This window comes from Laspinema sp. D2d (assembly GCF_025370755.1).
In the GTDB taxonomy this organism is placed as follows: domain Bacteria; phylum Cyanobacteriota; class Cyanobacteriia; order Cyanobacteriales; family Laspinemataceae; genus Laspinema.
In genome coordinates this window covers 56,568-79,336 of record NZ_JAMXFC010000010.1, presented here as the reverse complement: position 1 = coordinate 79,336, position 22,769 = coordinate 56,568, and the positions used below count along the sequence as shown (strand labels likewise).

At 49.2% G+C, this 22,769-nt stretch carries 13 protein-coding genes; 5 read left to right on the top strand and 8 right to left on the bottom strand.

Annotated elements, in window-relative coordinates; genetic code table 11:
- Nucleotides 1-73: 73 nt before the first annotated feature.
- The 6 genes from NG796_RS09380 to NG796_RS09355 form a co-directional block, all read right to left on the bottom strand.
- Nucleotides 74-1,315 carry an energy transducer TonB gene (locus NG796_RS09380; RefSeq protein ID WP_261206161.1) on the bottom strand — a complete coding sequence of 414 codons (1,242 nt, stop codon included), beginning with the start codon at nt 1,313-1,315 and terminating at the stop codon, nt 74-76.
- 134 nt (nt 1,316-1,449) lie between these two features.
- Nucleotides 1,450-1,863 (bottom strand): type II toxin-antitoxin system VapC family toxin, encoded by a 414-nt coding sequence (locus NG796_RS09375; protein ID WP_261206159.1) that lies wholly within the window; start codon nt 1,861-1,863, stop codon nt 1,450-1,452.
- Nucleotides 1,864-1,867: 4 nt separating this feature from the next.
- The gene (locus NG796_RS09370) at nt 1,868-2,137 is read right to left on the bottom strand and encodes a hypothetical protein (RefSeq protein WP_261206151.1); all 270 of its coding nucleotides are present in this window, start codon (nt 2,135-2,137) and stop codon (nt 1,868-1,870) included.
- Between the two features lie 222 nt (nt 2,138-2,359).
- The gene (locus tag NG796_RS09365) at nt 2,360-4,123 is read right to left on the bottom strand and encodes a bifunctional serine/threonine-protein kinase/formylglycine-generating enzyme family protein (protein ID WP_261206149.1); all 1,764 of its coding nucleotides are present in this window, start codon (nt 4,121-4,123) and stop codon (nt 2,360-2,362) included.
- Between the two features lie 51 nt (nt 4,124-4,174).
- Nucleotides 4,175-4,771 carry a Uma2 family endonuclease gene (locus tag NG796_RS09360; protein WP_261206137.1) on the bottom strand — a complete coding sequence of 199 codons (597 nt, stop codon included), beginning with the start codon at nt 4,769-4,771 and terminating at the stop codon, nt 4,175-4,177.
- Between the two features lie 104 nt (nt 4,772-4,875).
- On the bottom strand, nt 4,876-7,086 hold the full coding sequence (locus NG796_RS09355; protein ID WP_261206135.1) for a phosphoketolase: 2,211 nt from the start codon (nt 7,084-7,086) through the stop codon (nt 4,876-4,878).
- Nucleotides 7,087-7,181: 95 nt separating this feature from the next.
- Between NG796_RS09355 and NG796_RS09350 the strand changes: the two genes are divergently transcribed.
- From NG796_RS09350 to NG796_RS09330, 5 genes are all read left to right on the top strand, one after another.
- Nucleotides 7,182-7,421, top strand: a complete 240-nt coding sequence (locus tag NG796_RS09350) for a cytochrome P450 (protein ID WP_261206133.1) — start codon at nt 7,182-7,184, stop codon at nt 7,419-7,421.
- A gap of 230 nt (nt 7,422-7,651) precedes the next feature.
- On the top strand, nt 7,652-11,359 hold the full coding sequence (locus NG796_RS09345; protein WP_261206117.1) for a DVUA0089 family protein: 3,708 nt from the start codon (nt 7,652-7,654) through the stop codon (nt 11,357-11,359).
- 5 nt (nt 11,360-11,364) lie between these two features.
- A complete protein-coding gene (locus tag NG796_RS09340; RefSeq protein WP_261206107.1) occupies nt 11,365-14,001 on the top strand; it encodes a CHAT domain-containing protein in 2,637 nt (878 codons plus the stop codon).
- Nucleotides 14,002-14,050: 49 nt separating this feature from the next.
- Complete coding sequence (locus tag NG796_RS09335) at nt 14,051-14,932, top strand: DUF928 domain-containing protein (RefSeq protein ID WP_261206100.1); 882 nt, start codon at nt 14,051-14,053, stop codon at nt 14,930-14,932.
- Between the two features lie 94 nt (nt 14,933-15,026).
- On the top strand, nt 15,027-18,353 hold the full coding sequence (locus NG796_RS09330) for a CHASE2 domain-containing protein (protein WP_261206098.1): 3,327 nt from the start codon (nt 15,027-15,029) through the stop codon (nt 18,351-18,353).
- A gap of 44 nt (nt 18,354-18,397) precedes the next feature.
- Here NG796_RS09330 and NG796_RS09325 read toward each other — a convergent pair whose 3' ends face one another.
- Entirely contained in the window at nt 18,398-19,447 is a 1,050-nt protein-coding gene (locus tag NG796_RS09325) for a M23 family metallopeptidase (protein ID WP_261206085.1), read from the bottom strand.
- 192 nt (nt 19,448-19,639) lie between these two features.
- Nucleotides 19,640-22,204 (bottom strand): leucine--tRNA ligase, encoded by a 2,565-nt coding sequence (leuS, locus tag NG796_RS09320; protein ID WP_261206084.1) that lies wholly within the window; start codon nt 22,202-22,204, stop codon nt 19,640-19,642.
- Nucleotides 22,205-22,769 lie beyond the last annotated feature (565 nt).

Below are 22,769 nucleotides of genomic sequence, written 5' to 3'. Positions count from 1 at the left end.
AAACGGTTACCCATTCCTGCCAATTTCCACTCTCCATCATTCCTGTTCCTCTATTTTCAGCAACATCACCGCTTTAAAGTGCAAACAGGACTGGAATCACCAGCCCCTGTTGACCCCCTTCTGAAGGGTCGAATATCCAAGTTTTAACTTGCTCTTTAGCTGCATTATCCAGGATCGGATAACTACTGGGGTGCTGAATGTCCAATGAAATCACCGTCCCATCTGGGGCAATATCGGCGATCAGAATGACCGTTCCTTCCCAGGCATTAGCTAGGGCAATTTCCGGATAGGGGGGCGGATCGCAACGACGACAGGCGATCGTCCCATCGAGTTCGGATTCATTTTCCAAATCTCTAGTCTCGCTTGGGGTGGAATCTGCTTCACCCTCCGGGAATTGACCCTCGTTTTCCTCGGGAGTCCCCCCAGTCTCCTTCGAGGGTTCCGATAGGCGATCGAGATTCGACTCCCAAGGGTCCTCGGATTCCCCCGAGACAATCACCCCAGGATTGAACGGCGACTCATATCTAACCGGCGAGGGCAGTCCCTGGGTTTCCGTGACAATCTTCACATCGGGGACCTGCGGCAATCGTTCTGGAGTAACGGATTCCGTCGGCGTTGAACCCGGTGGGATATTATTAGAATTAGTAATTCGGGAATTATGCCCAGGGTCCAAAGGGGAAGAATTCGTCAAGGGAGACATCTCCTGGGGCGGCATGGGGGCTGGGTCGGGAATCGCTTCCGGGGGCCTCTGTCCCGGTAACGGTTCTGCTTGGATATCCGATGGCGGCGTTTCTATGGGTTCTGGTACTTCGGCACTTAGGGTTTCCTGCCCTCCATCCAGGGGTTCGGGTTCCAGCGTGGGTTCCGGAGTCGCTGATTCGAGGACCTCCGGTTCAGGCATCACTTCCTCAAGGGGTTCTGGGGTGGCAGATTCTAGGGTTTCTGCTTCCGGCGTCAGTTGCTGAATGGGTTCTGGGGTGGCAGATTCTAAGGTTTCCGGTTCGGATGTCACTTCCTCAATGGGTTCTGGGGTGGCAGATTCTAGGGTTTCCGGTGGGGCGATCGCCTCGGGGGTGGCAGATGCGATCGTCTCCGATTCCGGCATCAACTCTTCCGGGGTTGGTGTAGACTCTTCCAACACGATAAATTCAATCGGATCCTCCGTTTCCTCCGATTTTAAATTAATCATAGGCACCACAAATGCCAGGGCCGCCAGATGCACCACCGCTGACCCCATCACACTAAATTTAATAAACCGGGCAATCTGCTTGTCTTGTTGTTCTCGCCCTTTTGCAGAAACCGTTGAAACACTCATTCTTTGTAGATCTCCTCAGAACAAAGGTAGGGATAGCAGGGGGTTAGATAACGCCTAAATCTGGCCTACAGACAAAATCGGTACCTCTCACCCATCGCCCATGCCCAGGTTGTCCCCAGTCAAACCGCTCACAATTAATCGCGTAATAAAGGAATAAAACCAGCTTGCTCAAAATGTTTGTCGTAAGCGAGAGCTTCTGTAATCGCATATTCTTCCATAATCTTAAAAGAAACGCAATCCGTCAGACTCCATTCTTTGTCTGGTCTTTGCTTGTACAACAATAATCCTTCTTTAAACTGCTGGCTACTTTGCTGAATCACTGTTACATTCGGATGGTTATAGAGACTTTCAATTAACGAGATCGCCACCTCGCGAAAAAATTTACCCCGTTTAGAAAAATCATTCAACACCTCAGCCAAGACCATTTCACTGGTAAAAATATAGAGCAAACCCATTGTTTGGGACAAATCTCGGGCTTTTTGATGCAATTGATCTCTGGGATTGAGTAAAGCCACCCAATAACCTGTATCTGCAAAAACTCGTCTCATTCCCCTAACCTTGATATAAATCAAAGTTTTTCGACAAATCACTCGGTACTTTTTCCCATTCAGAATCCGAGATTTTAGCCCCAATTTCTACGGCAATTTCCCAAATCGGCTTTGCCCTCTCATCATATTCGAGGTTTTGTTGATGATTGCTTTCTTCCTCATTTTCAGCAGTCCCTCGCACTTGCTCAAAAATTTTATCAAGCAACCATAACTTATCCTCTAATGACAAGTTGTGAATAGATTGTTCAAGTTCTAATAATTGATGAGAAACCATAGTTTATCCTCACGACTTTATCGGGCGGCCTTTAGCTAAAACAATTGGGTTCCTATGCTGGAGGGGTCCGGGTTGAAAATTTCTCTAAAAACTGGGTTTCTTGCATCTCTCCCTGCTCCCTCTAGTCTCTCCCAGAAACCCGGTTTCTTAACCCGCAAAGAAATCGAAAAGAGGGTAAAGGGGAAAAAAGAGCAGAGTGCAAAAGTGCTAAAGGGTAAAGGGCTATAAGAGTCCTGCGCCAACCAGACAGACCCGAAACCCCAGGTTGTCGTAGAAGTAGCCGCGCGCGTTGTCGTCGCGGAAGGCGGAACGGCAGAAAAGCGAGTTGATTAACCAAGAACCGCCCCGCAGTACGTATGTTTTATCACTTTCCGCTAACAAAACCTTCAAATTTGCCGAGGGATTTTGATAACGATTCTCATTCTCTTTTATAGTCTCATCCCATACGCTACCATCCCTAGGCGCACCCTGATAATTCTCATGAAAGGGGTCGAAACACCATTCCCAAACATTACCATGTAAATCATACAACCCAAAGCTATTAGGGGGAAAGCTCGCCACTGGGGTGGTTTCTTCTCGATATTGCCCCTTCGCTTCCTCAGCAACGGTGTAGTTGCCATTATAATTTGCCAGGTCGGTGGTGATAGCTTCCCCAAAGGCAAAGGGAGTTGTCGTTCCGGCGCGGCAAGCATATTCCCATTCCGCTTCGCTGGGGAGGCGATATTCTTTGCCCGTCAGCTTGCTCAGTCGAGCGCACCACTCCACCGCATCAGACCAAGATACCCAGTCAACCGGACGATTCCCGCCTTTGAAGTTAGAGGGATCGGGGTCAAGATCTCGGACAATTGTCCCCACTTGCGTCACCACAGTGCGCCATTGGTCTTGGGTGACGGGGGTTTTTCCCATGAAAAAGGACGAAACCTGCACAGAATGCTGAGGACTTTCTCGCCTCAACCATTCCTTAAACCATTCGTCATCATACTTTTTACACAACCGCTCGATTTCTGCTTCCTCTGTCCCCATCAAAAATGTTCCTCCGGGGATTTGCACCATGTCCAACTGCACCCCCTGACCCAAATCCTGGGGATAAAACCGCGCCTGACCCGGTATTTTCTCAATAATTTTCCCCTGACGGTTGACCCGCACTGTCTCAAAACTAAAGGACGGTAAACCCCCACCACCGTTAGGCAAAAGTCCCAACCAGGCCGCCACGGTTTGAGGGCGGTCTTCTGGTTCCACTGCCATCCCCTGCTTAATGGCATTTTGTAGTTCTGGCGACCAATGGCTAGGAATAGCGAGGCGATCCTGGCGCAGCCGCTTGGTGGCAATGGGCGGTAACGTTGCCGTCAGCAAATAGTAGAGCGTTGCTGCCAAGGCATACACATCGGTAAATTCTCCCCGGTGTTCCTCCTCCTCATACTGCTCAATCGGCGCAAAATGGTGCGTAAGGAAAGTGGTGTGGATTTGGGTCAAGTTGGGGATAAACTCCCGGGCAATGCCAAAATCAATCAGCACTGCTTCATCCTCGGGCAACCGGACCATAATGTTTTGGGGCTTAATATCCCGATGGAGCCAACCCTTATCATGCATCACGCTCAAGGCTTCCCCCACCTGCCGGATATAGCGCAATGCCACCGCCTCCGGCAACGCCCCCCCGCGCACCCGATCAGATAAATCCTGCCCCTGAATATATTCCATCACCATACAGGGCAGCCCTTCATGGGTGAATAGATTCTCCACTTGGACAATATGCCGATGACGACAGATGGCGATTCTAGCGGTTTCCCGGTCAAAGTCCCGCATAAACTTGTCCCGGTAGGGGATGTACTGTGTCTCGGTCATCAGCTCATCTTTGAGGGTTTTGAGTACAAACTGTTGACCCTGACGGTCTTTGACCAAGTAGGTGATGCCAAAACCGCCGACTTTGAGCGGCTTTTCGATGGTGTAGCGATCGCCAAATATTTTCGTACCCGGTTGCCAAACCATAGAACACAACGAAAGACTGCCCCCAGTTTATCAGAATCAACCGCTTAATCATTATTGTCGGTGAATCCCTTGCATAAATTCAGTTCTAGCCTGAATCCGGGAAGGCATTTGCACACAACGGACCAGCAATTCGATATCTAAATCTGGGAACAATTCGCTGGTAGAAATTTGCTCATAGTCTTCCCCGCGAAAGCGGTAGAGAGCAAGCTGATTATTTTCCCAAAACCAGACTTCCGTAATTTCAAATCGCTTATATTTTTCCAGTTTTTTAGGATTGCCACTGGTGATGACTACTTCAATGGCTAAATCAGGATGAGATTTGCGATCGCCAATATAATAGGATTCATCCGGTTCAAAGGACACCCCTTTAGTTTCCGACTCCCGCGTGGCATTTCCCACGGGGATATATTCAATCCCTATTTCGCAAAAATAAAGCTCTAGTAAAAAGCCGATAATTGTTTTGATAGTCTCATGTTGCTCCCCCGTTGTCATCAGTTCCACACACCCATCTAAATAAGAAATTCGCACCCCCGCCACCGACTCCATCAAGGCTTGAATCGCCTTGAATTCTTGCCAACTCTGATACCCAGGCAGAATCAACCGCTGTTCGGGCAAGGGGATAATTTTTTCTGCGAGTTGTGTTGTCATCGCCATTACCTCTGGTTTCAGTCTATTTTATCCATTGGTTCTCGTTATTGGCACTGAATAGCTAAAAATAACCCCCAGCCTTCAGGCTGGGGGCCAAATCACCCTTAACCCACCAACTCAGCCCCCCGCTTAGCTAATGCCTCCGGAGTTAACCCGTTGAACTCCATGATTTGCGTTGCACTGGCTGTTGTTTCCCCTCGCTTCCAGGCAAACACATCTCGCTTGGCGGTACTGCGTAACATAATGGGTTCTAGCATTCCCGATGCACCCCCGGTTACCCCGATTAAGGCATCCCCACCAAAGAACTTCTCAAACCGAGCATCATCTAAGAATGCCCCATCAGCTTGGGAACAGGTTTCCCATGCCACATCATGGGGACGATACAACCGGCGCGGGCTCACAACTGATACAATTTTTGAGCCAATCCCTTGGGCTTGTAATTGCTCTGCGGCGTTATACACGGGAATCAAGGTCATATCCCCAATCACTGCAAACACAACAGTTTTATTGCCGGGAATCTCTTGGAGAACGACTGCCCCATCTTGTAGGGCTTGTTGGGTTTGCTCAAAAGTTGTGCGAATGGGTAAGGGGGTTTTACTCGCCGTAATCACAATCCCTTTATTTTGGGTCTTGAGTGCCCAATCGTAACAGACTTGGATGCTGTTGGAATCCGGGGGGAACAAGGGGAAAACATTGCCGTTGCGCATCATGGCGGCAAAGTAGTTTTCAATTTCTGGACGTTGGTGAGTCCATCCGTTGCGTCCTTGTTCTAAGGCTCCTGCGGTATATAATGTGATGGTGCTGGGAGTGGGACGGCGTAATTCGGCCATTGCTTGGGTGACGGTTTGCCAGACGGGGACTCCGTTAATGGCAAAGGATTCGTAGGAACACCAGAGGGTGCGTGCCCCAAATAAGGCTAAAGCTGCGGCTAATCCGGCGCAGGCATCTTCACTTAAGGGTTCATAAACTTGTCCCTTGGGGCCTTGAAAATAGGTGTCGTCAGCGGTGGGGTGAATAATTTTGAGGGCAACGTTGATATTGTTGATACCCGAGGCGGCGTTACCATCGGCGTTGGTGATCACAAATTTGGGGTCTTTTTTACCGACGTAGGCGACGAGTTCCCCCATTGCGGTGGTGGCGATTTGGTTGTCTGCGATCGCATATTCCACGAGGGGAAGTTGACCCAACTCGGGTAAGGCTAACTCAAATTCAGTTTTGACCATACTGGCGGCAGGTCCCCCAGCAGCCCGTTCAAAGTTGGTCCGAACCAGTTCCCACGCTTCGGGACTCAGGGCACGGGTTTCCAGGGCGCTGATGATTTCTTCGTTATCCAGGGTGTGATGTCCATACAGGTTATGGGATTTGGCCCCCAGGGCATGGACGCCAGCCCCTTTGAGTTGTTTGATAATCAGGACGGTGAGTTTGCCTCCCAAGGCGGATTTAGCGGCTTTGTCTGTCGCTTCAATCACGGCTTGGGCAAATTCTAGCCGTTTCTCGAAGGAAAAGGCGGTGCTATCGACATATTCCCCGGGTTGGTTGGCGTCGTCATAGTCTTTGGCGTTGACGAGGATGATTTCCTGGAAACCATTGCCTTCCCAGTATTCAATCATCTCTTGGTTAGGTTTGGTGGACACCATGCTGTGATGTTCCTGGGAATAGCCGTTCCAAACCAGGATGGGGAGGAAATTAGTCACTTCGGGATAGGCGGTATGGAAATGCGCCATGCTACTCATGACGTAGGGTTCGCCGATGCCGCCATCGCCGATGGTGACGGGGAAGAGGATATCGGGATGGAGGAGTGCCCCTGCCATTGCGAAATGCTGCCCTTGTCCTAGGGGTCCAGCAGGGTTGAGGAGTCCGGGAATTTGTCCGGAGAGGTGTCCGAGGAGTCCTTTGTGCTCTCGGAAGCGATCGCGCATTTGTTGGACGGTATGAATGCCCATTTCCTCTAAGGAGCGATCGAGGAACATATTACTGTAAAAGCCTGGGGCATGGTGTCCCACTTCGGTGATAATGTGTTTGTGACCCAACATCACAAGGGCGGCGATTCCTTCGGCAACGCTGGCAAATCCGCCTGGGTGTCCGGAGGCTTTAGAGGCGGTGACTTGGAGGATCAGGTAGCGCAGGGCGTCCGCAGCGAGGAGGGTCTGGTAAGCAGCGGCGTGATCCGGAGGTGAGGCGATCGCCGTTTTCCCCGAGGCGATCGCGGGTTCTTTGCCGTAACGGTCAAAATCCGGCCACTGTTCGCCAAAATATTGAATCCCCTCACAAAACGCAGGCGTCTTTGCTGGTGCAGATGGAATCTTTGTAGTCATGCCGATGTTTTAACCTCTATGAAACGGTAATCCTTGCCTTTTTACAATTATTTCACAAATTTACCCCCGGGTTTACAGGTTTCGCAACCTTTTGGTTGTTCAAGTCCATCAGTTCTACTTTGGGCGACTATAAACTGAGGCGATCGCCGCAAGCGCAGTATGAAATGAAGTTAGTGTTAGCGACGATTCTATCTCGCACGGAGTTGGCTTTAGCTGAAACCGAACCCGTAAAACCGAAGCGGCGGGGCTTGTTATTAGCAACAGAGAGTGGCGTCCGGATGGTGGCAATCGGTCGGCGTCAAAAAGCTGTTTTGGGCGCTGTTGCTGTATCATAGTTGAGGAAGTGGAAAGGTTGAAGGTCTTTGAGTTCGGCAGAGGGTCTCACTTCAACTTTTTTGAGTGCCATAAGGGTCCAAAAATCTCTGAGAATAGGGTGTAAAATTCCAGCTAACCGATAGTGTTTATCAAAACAATGTTAAAGGCAAAACGAGCCGGAGTAATCCTAAAATCTCGGTGGTACAGGACCGGGGTCACCGCGCTATTCTTGGCCTTTTCTGGAGGCGGTGTGATCAATCCCGTCCAGGGGCAAATTGTCCCCGATCGCACCTTACCTAATCCCTCTCAAGTTATCAATCAAGGGTCGGGTTTGGTGATTGAAGGGGGAACCCCTGCCGGGGGTAATCTATTTCATAGTTTTACTGAATTTTCTGTTCCCACCGGGGGGCAAGCTTATTTTAATAATGCTCCGAATATTATTAATATTATTAGTCGAATTACCGGAAGTAATCTTTCTACGATTGATGGATTAATTCGGGCGAATGGAAATAGCAATTTTTTCTTACTCAATCCTAATGGAATTGTTTTGGGTCCGAATGCTACCTTGAATATTGGCGGCTCGGTGGTACTCTCTACAGCAGAGGCAATACAGTTTAGCGATCGCTATCTTTTTAGTGCTACAAATCCCCCCGAATCCCCCCTACTCACCTTGGCCGTTCCCATTGGATTGCAATATGGTCTAACAGGTGGAAATATCACCCTAGAAGGGTCTCGCTTAGAAGTGGCACAAGGGCGCAATTTAGCTATTTTAGGCGGGAATGTTGTCATCAATGGGGGACAGCTACTTGCCCCGTTCGGTAACATTACATTAGCGGGAATGGGTTCAGGAGACATCACTTTAGAAAATACTATTCCCCAGTTTTCTCAACTTATCCGTGGGGCGGATGTTACCCTTACCAATGGGGCGAGGGTGGATGTTACAGGCAGCAATGGAAGTATTCAAGTCCAGGGGAATCAGATCACCCTAATCGGGGGTTCCCAATTACAGGCCGGAATGCCGCTGAATGGGGGTGAAATTGGGTCCAGGGCCGGGGATATTCGGGTTCATGCAGGGGGAGATCTCCGCCTGAGTGACCGCAGTTTTATCAGCAATTTAGTCCCATTGGGAGCATTAGCAAGGGGGGGAAATATTCAGGTTACTGGGAATTCGGTGAGTTTGACGAATGGCGGGAGAATTACTACTGCTACCTCGGGGATAGGAACGGCGGGAGAGATTCAAATTAATACTCCTGTTTTAGAGATTTCCGGATTTAGCCCCGATGGGTTGTTTAGTGGAATTCTTTCTCAATCTGAAGGGATGGAGAGTGGGGGAAGTGGACCGATTAAAATTAATGAGGCCAATCATCCATTAGGGGCGGTTCGGTTGAGCGATCGCGGATTTATTGCTACCGTGACAGAGAGTGATCAAGCCGGGGGTAATATTGAAGTGAATGTTAATACTTTATTCCTAAAAACTGGAGGGCAAATCATTACCATTGCTACTCATACCGGAACTGGAGGAAGCATCACCGTAACCGCAACGGAAAGCGTAACGATTGAGGGGAACAGTCGGCGTTTTTTGGACTCTCCTTTTGACCAAAAAGCGCCAACTGTTTTTAATTTGCATGACTTAGAATTCACCCAAAATTTTAATCCAGAAATCGAGGCATCAGGACTGGGAGGGATTCCGGCTGTTACTGTAGAACGGACTCCCGAGCAAATCAGGAGTGCCAATACTGAATTAGGTCCAGCAACCGAAAGTTTTGACTATTTTTCATTTACAGTTACTGCACCAGGACGGGGAATTTTTGATATTGATGGCGGGGATGGATATCAAGATATTCCCGGCAGTTTAGATACGGAAATGGTCCTATTTGACCGCGCTACTGGAGCAATTATTGCCCTGAATGATGACTCTAGCATTAACGATGGGGCGATCGGGAGTACGGTAGAGCAAGATTCTTATCTTTCCCTTGATAGGTTAGATCCCGGGACTTATGTAATTGGGATTGGGGAATTTGATACAATTCCTCATCCCGTCGAACTGCTGGAAGGGGATAAAATTGATAGGGGAGATACCTATCGATTGCAAATTTCCTTAGAATATCCGGGAATAAATACGGCGTTGCTTCAAGAAACTGTCGCTGTGGGCAATTTTAATCCCAATTATGGCGGCAGTAGTGGGATTGTTTCCCTAACGCGGACTGGGGGAAACAGTGGGGATATCCGAATGAATACCGGGAGTTTATGGGGAGGTTCCCCGGGACAAATTCTATCTACAACCTTCGGAAGCGGACAGGCGGGAGATATTAGGTTAGTGGCTAATTCCGTAGACCTAAATCGGGCGAATGTTGCCAATATTACCCGAGGCAGTGGCAGTGCCGGGAGCATTTTTGCGGTGGCTGAATCTTTTACCCTGAATAATAACGGAATTCTCAATCTCAGTAATTTTGGCTCAGGGCATACGGGAGATATTCAAATTGAGGCAGAAAGGGTTAATTTACTGAATGGGAGCATTATTAATAATAGCACTTATTTGAGGGGAAATGCGGGCAAGGTGACTATTAATGCGCGCGATCGCCTGGTCATTACGGGAAATTTAGACAATATTGAAAGTCGGATTTTAAATTTAGTCGGTGGCCCTTCCTCCGTCGGCAATGGGGCTGGAATTGAGTTAAATACAGGAGAATTGATTGTAGGAGATGGGGGAGGAATTAATTCGACCAGCTATGGCGAAGGCGATGCGGGACCGATTACAATTCAGGCCAGAGAAGGAGTGACTTTAACCCGATTAGGACCGAATGAACGGGGTTCGTTCATCTGGAGTCGCATCCGAGGAACTGGGCGAGGAAATGCCGGAAATATCACCCTCATTACTCCTCGAATTTTGATGGATGATGGGGCAGCAATTTCCAGTTTTACCCAAGGCATTGGCAATGCTGGGAGCGTGAATATTCAGGCCGGAGAGATAGTAGTATCTGAGGGTTCAATTGATAGTAGTGTAGAATCAACCGCTGTGGGGGATGGGGGGGAGGTTAATATTAATGCCAGCGTCCTTTCGTTACTGAACGCTTCTCAAATCAGTGCTAAAACTGAGGGAGAAGGGGATGGAGGGCAAGTAAGGATTCAAGTTCAGGATAGAATTAGCCTAGATAATAGTATAATTACTACCAGTAGCGCCACCGAGGGCATTGGAGGAAATGTACAACTTCAAGCGGGGAGTTTACTGTTAGAGAATCAGTCCTTTATTACGGGAGAAACCACCTCCTCCCAAGGGGGAAATTTGCAATTAGAATTAAGCGGTGGACTGCTGATGCGGCGAGGCAGTCAAATTACCGCTACAGCGGGAACCGCTGGGGCCGGGGGCGATGGGGGAAATATCAAGATTTCCGCCCCAGTTATTCTCGCCTTTCCCACAGAAAATAGTGATATTACAGCCAATGCTTTTGAAGGGGATGGCGGCAATATTCAACTTACCGCTGAAGGGATTCTCGGATTAGAATTTAGAGCCCAACCCACCTCCCGAAGTGATATCACGGCGAGTTCTCAATTGGGAGTCTCGGGCAATGTTACCCTCTCCACCCCCGAAGTCACCCCGGGTTCAGGATTGGTGGATTTGCCTCAGCAGCTTTCGGACATTGCCAACCAAGTCACCGTCGGTTGTGTCGCCGATCAGGGAAATTCGTTTACCATTGTTGGACGGGGGGGATTACCAGAAGACCCCAAGGAGACCATCCGGGGTCAAACCCTCTGGGAGGATTTGCGCCAATTTCCTCACAATCTCACAACCCAGACCGAGATTGTAGCCCAGGGGCGATCGCAAACCTTGATAGAAGCCACCGGCTGGACCCTGAATCCGGAGGGGAACATCGCCTTAGTTGCAACAATACCCGCCACCCTAGGCGATCGCCTCCCGCCCTGTTCTTCCTCACCCACTGAACCCATAAGGCAGCCATAATAATCATGGTCAAACCCATCACCCCCTATCTAAAGTCCCGTCCAATCCGACAATTCCTACTACTCCCTATCCTCACCCTTCTCACAATCATCCTCATCCTCATCCTCCACCCCCATCCCTCCACCCCCATCCCCCCCATCCCCCCCATCTCCCCCATCCCCCCCATCTCCCCCATCCCCCCTATCTCCCCCATCTCCCCCATCTCCCCCATCTCCCAAAACCCCGATCCAACCGAATTAGTCCAACGCGGCACTACTCACTATCAAGAGGGACAATTCCTAGAGGCAACCAAGCTATGGGAAGAGGCAGCGGACCTTTATGCCGATCGCCTCGCCCCGTTAAACCAAGCCCAAACTCTCACTTATCTGGCCTTGGCCTATCATAAGTTAGGCCGCCGCCCCCAAGCATCTACCGCCATCGCCCAGAGTTTGGAACTCTTGCAACAGCTTAATCCCCTGCCCTCACCAGGGTTGGCGATTTTCGCCCAAGCCCTGAATACCCGAGGCATTCTGGAACTTGCTGCGGGACAAAATCAAGCGGCCTTAGATACCTGGAGACAAGCCGCAGCCACTTATACTCGGGCTGGAGATGACCTGGGTAAGTTAGGGAGTTTGATTAACCAAGCCCAAGCCCTGCAAGCCTTGGGTCAATATCGCCGCGCTCGCACTTTGTTAGAAGAATGGATTGTTGAATTAGATCAGAAACCAGATACCCTCTTGAAAGCCGATGGATTGCGGAGTTTGGGAGTTGCCCTCCAAACCATCGGAGATTTAGAACAATCCCAGGCGGTTTTAGAACAAAGTTGGCGAGTTAGCGATCGCCTCAAATCCCCTGGGGATAGTAGCGCCACCTTACTCAATATCGGGAATATTGCCCGGTATTTAGACCGCAATGATATCGCCATCGCCTACTATCAACAAGCAGAACAATTAGCCACGGACCCCCTGACGCGATCGCAAGCCCAACTCAACCAGTTTAGCCTATTCGTCGCCCTTGGGGACTGGGAAGCCGCCCATAGATTACGCCCCCAACTCGAATCTCACCTGGCTACCCTTCCCCCCAGTCAAGGTGCTATCTATGCCCGGGTCAATTTTGCCGCCAGTTGGAGTAAAATGGGGGAAGATTTGCCCGAAATTGCCCAAGGGTTAGCCGAAACCCTTGCGATCGCCAAGGACCTGCAAGATGGGCGATCGCAAGCCTACGCCCTCACACAACTGGGCCAGCTTTACCGCCAAGCCGAACAGTGGCAAGAGGCCAAAACCCTGACGGAAGAAGCGCTTCAAATCGCCCAATCCATTCAAGCCGATGAAATTATTGCCCCTGCGGCTTGGCAACTGGGTCAGATTCTCACCCACCAGCAGCAACTCCAACCGGCTCTCACGGCGTATCATATCGCCTTTGAAACCTTGAAAAACTTGCGCCGGGACTTAGTAGCTATTTCTCCGGACCTGCAATTTGATTTCAAAGAAAGTGTAGAACCCGTCTATCGCGAATTGGTGAGTTTACTCCTCCAACCCGATGCCACCCCGGAAGAGATTGAACAGGCCAGACAAGTCATGGAAGCCTTACAAATTGCGGAATTAGACAACTTTTTCCGGGAGGCTTGTTTAGATGTGCAGCCGGTGCAATTAGAGGAAATTGATACCCACGCTGCCGCCATTTATCCGATTGTCTTACCCGATCGCCTGGAAGTGATTCTCTCCCTGCCCGGTCAACCCTTGCGCCACTATACGACTCCCCTAAGTGGCAGTCGCATCGAAGCCACCCTCGAAGACCTGCGATCGGCCATGCACCCCGGCTATTCCTCCCCAGAACGCTTGCGCCTATCCGCCCAAGTCTATGACTGGCTGATTCGCCCCGCCGCCGCCGATTTAGCTAAAAGTGAGATTACTACCCTCGTTTTTATCCCCGATGGTGGCTTCGCATCCATTCCCCTCGCCGCCCTGTATGACGGCAGCCGCTATTTGATGGAAACCTATAGTACCGCCCTCAGTCCCGGGTTACAACTGTTTCCCCAAGGTCTCACCCAAGAAAAACTCACCGCCCTCACCGCTGGGTTAACCGAAGGGCGACAAGGATTTTCCCCCCTCCCGGGAGTCGCCCAAGAATTCCAACAAATTACCCAGGAAGTGCCCGGGGATACATTGCTGGATCGCCAATTTACCCGGGACCAATTTGCAGTCCAACTCAATCGCAAATCTTACCCGATTATTCACCTCGCCACCCACGGACAATTTAGTTCTAATCCCGAGGAAACCTTTCTGCTAACCTGGGAGGGTCGAATTTCCATTAAAGATTTCGATCAGTTTTTCAATAAGCAGCGCTTAGGGATTCTCAAACCCATTGAATTATTAGTGATGAGTGCTTGTCAAACAGCAACTGGAGATAAACGTGCTACACTCGGTCTAGCCGGATTTGCACTCCGTTCCGGAGCCCGCAGCACCCTGGCTAGTCTCTGGTCCGTTCACGACCAATCCACCGCTGATTTAATGAGCGAGTTTTATCGCCAATTAACCCGATCCGAGGCCGGAATGACAAAAAGCGAGGCGTTGCGCCAAGCACAATTGGCCCTATTAAACGACCCTTTGCACAAACATCCCTATTATTGGTCGGCGTTTATTTTAGTGGGAAATTGGTTATGAACTGGGTTTCTACTGTTCTATGTTTTCCCCAAACTGATGAGGTCTCCCTATGAACCACAGGCCAAGCATTGTTATTCCTAGCTTCATGTTTGTTACCTTAGCCGGGACAGTGGCCCTATCCGCTTTAATCCAGCCTGTCCAAGCGGAAGGGGTCAAAGTCCCGGCCTTGATTAGCCTGCAATTTAAGCCCCCTGGTGACCCTGTACCCACAACCAGCGTGGGGGGAGGCACTCGGGGTAACGTGAGATTTGCTCCTCCGGGGGAAACTGCCCCCACAACCAGCGTGGGAGGAGGTACTCGGGGTAACGTGAGATTTGCCCCGCCTGGGGAAGCGGCCCCGGTGACCAGTGTCAGTGGGGGCAGCCGGGGGGATGAGGGGTCTCTCACTCAGGAGGATCCGGGGCTAGAAGCGATCGCCTTGCTACCCCCCACGGAACATGGGCGCACCATGTCGGCCCGTCCGACTTTCTTTGTGTATGTGCCACCCACTGCCACCGAACAAGTATTTTTTAGCATCCAAGATCAAGACGGGAATCATCACTACCAAACCACGTTGGAAATCAAGGGGGGTGGGTCAATTGTCAGTTTCACCCTACCCGAAACGGCCCCCGAACTGGAACTGGACCGGGACTATCTCTGGTTCTTCGTCCCCTTAGATGCCAGTGGCAGGCTACAGCCCGATAGTTACAGCGTCACGGGATGGGTGAAGCGCGTTGCAGCTATCCCCACAGAACCCAACCTAGAAGCCCTCTCCTTAGCGACGGCTTATGCAGAAGCGGGGGTCTGGTATGATACTCTCACAACTTTAGCGATCGCCCGAGTCAATCAGCCGGAGAATCTCACTTTAGCTGAAGAGTGGCGCAATCTCCTCGGACAAGTTGGACTAGAAGCGATCGCGGCGACTCCTCTGATGATGCCACCTTCACCCTAAGTCTCTCTTTCCTTGTGCGAATAAGATATTGAGGGGCAATTTCCAACGGGTGCATCTATCTTTCTCTGAAAACAGGACAGGGTTCGAGCAAACTATGTGGCAACAGTTACAACAGAGAATCGGCTTGTGGCGTGGCCCACTCTTCATCACTCCGGCAGTCACCGGGGTGATTGTTGCTTTGAGTAGTGCCGGTTTTCTGCACCTATTTGAATGGGCTGTTTTAGATACTTGGTTTCGCCTGCGTCCCCAAGAACCTGTAGACTCGCGCATTGCGATCGTTACCATTAATGAATCGGACATTAAATATGTCCAACAATGGCCGATGAGCGATCGCATTATGACCCAATTAATCCAAAATATCACGGCTCAAAATCCGCGAATCATTGGATTAGATATTTATCGGGATTTGCCCGTAGAACCGGGTCATGACCAATTAAATGCCCTCTTTCAAATCACCCCTAATCTAATTGGGGTGGAAAAAGTGGCCGGAAATCCGATTGCGCCTCCCCCCCGATTAGCCGAACTCGGGCAAGTAGCCTCTAACGATATGTTACTTGATCGCGATGGCAAAATCCGCCGGGGCATGGTGTTAGTCGGTAAACCGGATGGAACATTAATTGAAGGAATTGCCACCCTTTTAGCGTTAAAATATTTAGAAACCGATGGCATTGAATTGACCGTTGCTGATGAATCCCAGTCTATTTATCAATTGGGTCAAGCTAAATTTATTCCCCTCACCGGCAAGGAGGGAGAATATAGTAAACGAGACGGGGGTGGCTATCAAATATTAGTCAACTATCGCGGGGGACTCGACCGCTTTCCTCACATTTCCCTCACCGAAGTGCTGGAAAATCGCATTCCCCCGGATTTTTTCCGCGATCGCATCATCTTCATCGGTGCCCAAGCCCCCAGTCTGAATGATTCCTTTCAAACCCCCTATACCAATACCCTTTTGGGCAATCCCGAATTAATGCCGGGAGTGGTCATTCATGCCAATTTAACCAGCCAAATTTTAAGTAGTGCCCTCGATAATCGTCCGATGCTTTATGCCACCCCCAAACCCTTCAAATGGGGGTTAATTTTTCTGAGTTCTGGATATAGCGCCCTCCTCGGTTCCCTCTGGCTGAAAACCCGCTGGTCTGGACCCGGAATTCTCCTCGGGGCTGGAGTCATCATTGGGAGTTCTTATAGTGCCTTTCTATTCGGTTGGTTAATTCCCGTTTTCACCCCTGTCTTAGCCCTCATCAGTGCGGGAGTATTGAGTATCGGTTACACGCTTTGGAGTAATCTTAAATTATCCTATCAGCAATTAGCAGACTATGCCAAAACTTTAGAAGAAAAAAATCAAGAACTCAAACGGCTGGATGGACTCAAAGATGAATTTCTAGCCAATACCTCCCATGAACTGCGAACCCCCCTCAATGGCATTATTGGCATTGCCGATTCCTTAATTGATGGCGTAACCGGACCTTTATCAGAACCGACTATTTTTAACTTAGAAACCATCACCAGCAGCGGTCGCCGGTTATCTCATTTAGTTAATGATATCCTAGATTTTTCTCAACTCAAACATAAAAATATTGAACTGCAACTCAAACCCTTGGATTTGCGGGCGATCGCCCAAGTCGTCCTTAACCTGAGTAAACCCCTAATTGGGGATAAAACCCTAGAATTAATCAATGCCATTCCCCCGGATTTTTCCGGGGTCAATGCCGATGAAAATCGCGTTCAGCAAATCCTACATAACTTAGTGGGAAATGGCATCAAATTTACTGAATCCGGCTTCGTCGAAGTTTCAGCTAAAATTGTAGAAGATTTTGTTGCCATTACCGTCACGGATACTGGAATTGGCATTCCCCACGACAAAATCAGTCGCATTTTTGAATCCTTTGAACAAGCGGATGGTTCCACCGCCCGAGAATATGGCGGAACTGGATTGGGATTGGCGATCGCCAAGCAACTGATTGAATTACATCAGGGAACGATTGAGGTTGAATCCGAAGTCGGCAAAGGGTCACGCTTTACCTTTACCTTACCCCGAACAACCGCCCCCCTCACCCCTGCAAAACCCCCCGTTGTTCATCGCGAAACCCTCATCCGTACCTCGACCCCCGCGAGTCAACTGCAATCGACAAATCCCCCTGTTCTTGCCACCGAAATTCACATTGCTGAAGGTGCAGAATTCAAAATTTTAATTGTCGATGATGAACCGATTAATCTGCAAGTTCTCGCCAATACTCTCTCCCTGCAAAATTACGCCATTACCCGCGCCGCAAATGGTCCAAAAGCCTTAGAAATTATTGAAAATGGATTTAAGCCCGACTTAATCCTGCTGGATGTCATGATGCCTCGCATGACGGGATATGAAGTCTGCGAAAAAATTCGCCAACAATTTCCGGCGATCGACCTCCCCATCGTCATGCTTACGGCTAAAAATCAAGTCTCGGACCTTGTAGAAGGGTTTAATGCCGGGGCGAATGATTATCTAATGAAACCCTTTAATAAAAATGAACTACTGACCCGGATTAAAACCCATATTCGCCTCGCTAAAATCAATGCCGCTTATGGTAGATTTGTTCCTCATGACTTTTTAGAATTCTTAGGTCAAGAAAGCATCGTCGATGTGAAATTGGGCAACCACATCAAAAAAGAAATGACCATTTTATTTTCTGATATTCGACAATTTACCAGCCTTTCGGAAACCATGTCTCCGGAAGAAACCTTTAATTTTATTAATAGCTATTTAAGTCGCGTCAGTCCTGTGATTCCTGAACATAATGGATTTATCGATAAATATATAGGCGATGCGATTATGGCCTTATTTCCTGACTCTGCTGATGATGCAGTGGCCGGGGCGATCGCCATGCAACAACAAGTCCAATTATTCAACGAACAGCGACAACAACTGGGCAAAGTCCCCATTCAAATCGGCATTGGTTTACATACCGGAAGTTTAATGTTAGGAACGATTGGCGAACAAGACCGGATGGAAAGTACCGTCATTTCCGATGCCGTAAACTTAGCCTCTCGCTTGGAAGGATTAACCAAACTTTATGGGGCAGAAATTCTAATTAGTGAAGATACCCTCAATCAACTGACCAACCGAAATCATCATCACTATCGATTTTTAGACCGAGTGCAAGTCAAAGGAAAAAAAGCCAGCATCTCAGTCTTTGAAATTTACGATTCTGAATCCCCCGATCGCATCGAACTCAAAAACAAAACCCTCGCTAACTTTGAAATGGCGATCGCCGCTTACAAAGAAGGCAATTTTGAGACCTCTCAAACCCTCTTTCAGCAAATTGTCACCCTTAACCCCAGCGATCGGGCAGCGCTTCTGTATTTACAGCGTTGTGAGAAGTATATTCAACAAGGGGTTCCGCAAGACTGGGCCGGAATAGAAGCTATGACCGAAAAATAGTGGCAACATCCGGCAGGAGATAAATCCCCCACCGGAATTGTCGTTTATCTCACCTCAATTTCCCGGACAAGATCCACCAGGACCTCACCCCCTCGGGTCAGTTGATATTCCCCGCGCCATACCCCCGGTAATATCGGGCGATCGGGATTGTTGCGTTTACCCACATAACCCATCCAAGTTTTACTCGGGGACGTAATTTCCTTCCTGTCTTCCGCGATCGCCTGTCCATTCGGTGCAATCAACTTAAACTGATAACTATCCCCCGGTAACACCCCATAAGTGTGTACCCAGAACAACAGGGCCGGAATATCTTTAGATAGCTCATTTTGAGGAAAACCCCCTTCCCACAAATCCTTTATTTCCGGAGGTGTATCCGCAAAACCTGCATCGATCGCCCCCGTGGGTGTATAATCTAGGGGAACTGTCCAAAGTGGACTCCGCGATACCTGACAACCGGGACCCGCTTCCGGTCCCACAAACGGATCAACCACCTGCCCTTGATACAACGCCGTAATATGAACGTGAGGGAACGATGCGGCCCCAGAAGCGCCAACCATGCCTAAAACCGTCCCCGTCTCCACCTCCATTCCGGGACGGACTGCAACACTCCCATTGCGCAGATGACAGTATTGAGTTTCCCACCCATTGCCATGTTCAATAAACACCCCATTGCCACATTCTCGCCCGTCTAATGCCTCTACTTGCTGCGGGTCCGTAATCAGGCGATCGTTGACCCCATCCCGGACCCGCAACACCTTACCGGGGGCCGACGCAATCACCGCCACCCCAGCATTCATTTTATCGGTGTTGGCAATGCCAAAATCGGTCCCTTTGTGACCATCATAGGTTTGCCTCCCACACCCAAAATCCACTTCTCCCGGTCCAGGGTCGCGATCGGGATATAACAAAATAAAACAATCCTCGTCTAAAGTACAGTCAATCGGAGGGGCTAATTGCAGGGAATTAGCAGCAAGGGTCGTTTCTGGCATCGGAGATTGGGCAAAGTTCGGGCGATCGAACCCAATCCAATGGACCGCCACTGCGATCGCGAATGCCAGGACAATCATTGCAATTATTTTAGGTTTTCTAAACATGATTAATTTGAGAGGTTCTAAACAGTTGGTGCAACTAGACGCACTAGAGGCGATCGCAGTTTCACCGGCGATCGGTGCTCTCTCATTCTAACCAACGCCTCCACTACCGACTTCTGTTCTTACTACAAACGGGAAGATAGAAGTCATTTATAAATTGCCCCTATCTTCCCCTATTGCTAACTCCTCTCCATATTAAGATTTCCCGAGTACAAAATTCACCAACTTACCCGGAACCACGATCGCCTTTTTAATCTCCTGTCCGGTAATATACTTCTGGGCCACTTCTGACTCCCGCGCATATTGTTCTAACTCCTCGCGAGTTGCTTGTGCAGGAACCTGAATTGTTCCCCGGGTTTTGCCACTAATTTGAATCACTAAGGTGATTTCATCCACCACCAACGCATCCAAATCTACCCCAGGCCAAGATTGCTCATGAACTGAGGTTGGATTGCCAATTCCCTGCCACAATTCTTCAGCAATATGGGGTGCAAAGGGGGCCAACAAAATCAACAGGGTTTTGATGCCTTCGGTATAAATTGCTGAGTTTTTACAGTCGGCATCGTTTAAGGCATTACTGAGTTTCATCAACTCCGAAACTGCGGTATTAAACTGATACTCCCCGTCTAAATCCTCGGTAATTTCTTTAATTGCTGTATGAATCGCCCGTCGCAATTCTTTTTCAGATTTACTCAAATCCCCTTTGACCTCTTTGGCGGGAGTTGTTTCGGCATATTCCGTCACCAACCGCCAGACGCGATTTAAAAAGCGGAATTGTCCCTCTACGTCCGCATCTTCCCATTCTAAATCTTTCTCCGGTGGCGCTTTAAATAGAATAAACATCCGCGCCGTATCTGCCCCATATTTTGCCAATACTTCTAAGGGGTCAACGCCGTTATATTTGGATTTGGACATCTTCTCATAGAAGACTTGTAAGGGTTCTCCCGTTTCCGGATCTTTCGGGTCACTGGCATTCACTTGGGCGGAAGGAATGTATTTCCCAGTTTGCGGATTTTTGTAAGTTAATCCCTGGACCATCCCCTGAGTCAGCAGGCGTTGGAAGGGTTCATCAAACTTGAATAATCCCCGATCGCGCAATACTTTGGTAAAGAATCGAGAATATAGTAAATGCAAAATTGCGTGTTCAATTCCGCCCACATATTGATCCACGGGCAACCAATCATTCACCTGTTGACTATCAAAGGCTTTGTCCGCATTTTGAGCATCAGGATAGCGCAAGAAATACCATGATGAATCGATAAAGGTATCCATCGTATCGGTTTCCCGTTTTGCCGGTTCTCCACAACTGGGACAAGGCACATTCACCCAACTTTCTAATTGAGATAAGGGAGATAATCCTCGTCCAGAAAAGGCGACATCTTCTGGTAATTGGACAGGCAAATCTTCATCGGGAACGGGGACGGCCCCGCAACTGGGACAGTGAATCACGGGAATGGGAGCACCCCAATAGCGTTGACGAGAAATCAGCCAATCTCTGAGGCGATATTGGACTCGCGCCTTCCCCCATTTTTGCCTTTCGGCATGGGCAATAATTTCCCCTTTGGCTGTGGTCGATTCCATACCATTGAACAGGTCGGAATTAATTACTATTCCGGGTTCGGTATATGCCTCTTTTAACTCGGCTTTTTCATCCGCTGCATCGGCGCGAACAATCACCTGTTTAATGGGTAAGTTCTGTTCTCGGGCAAATTTAAAATCCCGGACATCATGGGCAGGAACTCCCATAACTGCCCCAGTTCCATATTCATAGAGGACATAATCTGCAATCCAAATCGGAATTTCTTCCCCGTTAAAAGGATTAATTGCTGTTCCTCCCGTAGGAATTCCCCGCTTGGGTTTATCGTCCGCAGTGCGTTCTAATTCACTTTGATTGCTAACTTCTTGGATGAAAGATTCAACCGCTGCTAATTGGTCTGGCGTGGTAACTTGTCGAGTTAAAGGATGTTCTGGGGCTAAGACAACATAAGTTACCCCATAAACCGTATCGGGACGAGTGGTAAAGACGGCAACTTTTTCCGTACTGTTAACAATGGGGAATTCTAAATAAGCGCCGATGGATTTACCAATCCAGTTGGCTTGCATTAGTTTAACCCGTTCCGGCCATCCCGTTAATTGGTCTAAATCATTGAGTAATTGTTCAGCATAATCGGTAATTTTAAAAAACCATTGTTTCAGCAATTTCCGCTCAACTTTAGCCCCCGATCGCCAGGACCGACCCTCATTATCTACTTGTTCATTAGCGAGCACCGTTTGGTCAATGGGGTCCCAGTTAACCGCCGCTTCTTTTTGATAGGCGAGTCCGGCATTAAAAAACTGCAAAAATATCCATTGAGTCCACTTGTAATAGTCGGGGGAACAGGTGGCAACTTCTCTAGTCCAATCGAAGGCAATTCCCAGGCGTTCGAGTTGCTGTTTCATCTGGGCAATATTTTGATAGGTCCACTTCGCCGGATGAATCCCCCGTTCAATGGCGGCATTTTCTGCCGGGAGTCCAAAGGCATCCCATCCCATCGGATTCAGGACGCGATACCCTTGCATCCGCTTGAGGCGGCCAATCACGTCGGTGATGGTGTAAACTCGGACATGACCCATGTGCAGGTTGCCCGAGGGATAGGGAAACATGGACAGGGCATAAAATTTAGGCCGATCGCGGGTTTCTGGGGTTTGGTATAACTGGCGTTCTGTCCAAGTTTGTTGCCACTTTTCCTCAAGGGATGCGGGATTGTAACGGGATTCCACGACAAATCTCCTACTCAATTGCTCGATCGCGTTTGCATCGATATTTTGACATACTCTTGAGGAAATTTGGAGACCCCCGGTTGCTGCCGGTGGCGTCTGAGGCAGGATGAGAACCCCGGGAGAAGCGATCGGCTGTCTGGCCCTAATCCCTTGCCAACTGCCCCCAATTTTCTCAAAAAACTGGGTTCCTAACCTGACCCGCTACCCCCATTTGAGGGGATGCTTCTCATCCCTTACCCCCGCCCTTATGCTACTATTTTTACCAGGAATTTTACCATCAGGGAGCATCTGGACGCTGAAAATACGTCAGATGCTATATCGAAAACGCTTACAGTTGGGTCTCGATGTGGCATCGACAGGCAACTGGATCGGCAGCAAATTGCTGGCATCAACTGCCGGATGATTTGAAGAGGTCTTTAAATGGGGAAAGAACCGATGGGTGTAGCATTAAACTCTTCACCTATTTAAGAAAATCAAAGATTCATATTTTCGGCTGTCCCTTGGGGAGGGTCCGAGAAAATTTAGGAAGATGGGAATCCGTCATTTTGCAGGGCAATTTCCATTG